The organism is Burkholderia sp. LMG 13014 (assembly GCF_905232215.1).
Lineage (GTDB): Bacteria > Pseudomonadota > Gammaproteobacteria > Burkholderiales > Burkholderiaceae > Burkholderia.
The window spans coordinates 1-1,310 of the sequence record NZ_CAJNKE010000999.1 but is presented as its reverse complement, the minus strand read 5'-3'; the positions used below and the strand labels follow the sequence as shown (position 1 = coordinate 1,310).

Genomic DNA, 1,310 nt, shown 5'->3' with positions numbered 1-1,310 from the left:
GCGCTTCATCTCGAGTTGCGTAATCAGCCGCTGCAGCGTGTTCTCCGCGCTGCCCGGCAGCGACAGGTAGCGAAAGCCGAGCTGGTAGCGCCGCGACCCGTTCGGCATCTGCGTCGAACGCTGCGACACGAGCTGCAGGTCGAGCGACAGCTTGCCGTGGCCGGTCAGCTCGAGCTCGACGTCGGGCAGCTGCGTGCCGACCTCGAGCGCCTCGACGCGTTCGTCGGACGTGCGCAGCCCCACGCCGCCGAGCGACAGGTTATGGACCTCGAACAGGAAACTCTCGCCGTCCGGCAGCTTGCCGCGGCACAGGAACGGATCGACGATCGGCGCGTCGACGCGGAAATATTCGCGGCGCTGGATGCACATCAGCACGTCGGGGAAATCGGCGACGAACGCGGGCAGCCCCTCGTAGCGCGTCTCGCGCGGCGTGCCCGTGGAGAATTCGACGCGCACGCCCTCCGGCGCGGCCGCGAACGTGCAGTGCGACGCGCCGAGGATGCCGGCGTTCTGCTCCGACAGCGCACCCCAGTCGAACGTAAACGTCCGCGCGCCGACATCCACCTCGAGCAGGCGCGTGACAAGCTGGCCGCCCGGATACTGGACGGTCAGGAAATCGCCGCGATTGACGAGGTTGCGCAGCTGCACGCCGATTTCCAGCGGATTGCGGCGGGCATAGTCGGGCCCGGAGTGGCCTGCATCCAGGCTGGGGTCCGTCGACGTTTCGATATTCATGGCTAGCCGGTCTTTCTTGTCATGGGCGCCCGGGCAACCGGTGCGCAATAAAACCGGGCCAGAACGGGGGCCCGGTCGCAGGTCTCTCACACTTAGCGGCAGTGCTGACCGAAAGTTTAGATCGAATTGCGGATTTTTTTCGCGCAAACGTTGAAACCGCGCGCGGCGGGCTGCCGGGCGCGGTCCAGAGGGGGCAACGGGCGATCGCCGACTTGTGCGTCAGCCGATCTGCTGCATGATCGAAATCAGCTTCTTCGCGTAGTTCGGGTCGGTCGCGTAGCCGGCCTTCTGCATCCCGTGCGCGAAGCCTTCGACGCTACGGCTCGCGCTCAGCACGCCCGCGTAGCGCGGATTGTTCTTCAGCAGGTTCGCGTAATCGGTCATCGCGTGCTCGTACGAATCATACGCGCGGAATTTCGCGACCACGCGGCGCGGCGTGCCGTTCACGTATTCCGTCGTCAGCGCCGACACCGTGCGGCCGGTCCAGCCCTTGGTCGCCTTGATGCCGAACACGTTGTAGCTCGTCGAGCCGTCGGTTGCGCGGATCTCGCGCTTGCCCCAGCCCGATTCGAGCG

The 1,310-nt window shown here is 66.2% G+C and carries 2 protein-coding genes; both read right to left on the bottom strand.

The window, feature by feature from the left end; translation table 11 throughout:
• Positions 1 to 735 (bottom strand): flagellar brake protein (locus tag JYJ84_RS36870; RefSeq protein WP_205190320.1); only part of this gene is annotated, 735 nt, incomplete at its 3' end.
• A 219-nt stretch (positions 736 to 954) separates the two neighbouring features.
• A partial coding sequence (locus JYJ84_RS36865) for a glucosaminidase domain-containing protein (RefSeq protein ID WP_205190319.1) occupies positions 955 to 1,310 on the bottom strand: 356 nt, incomplete at its 5' end.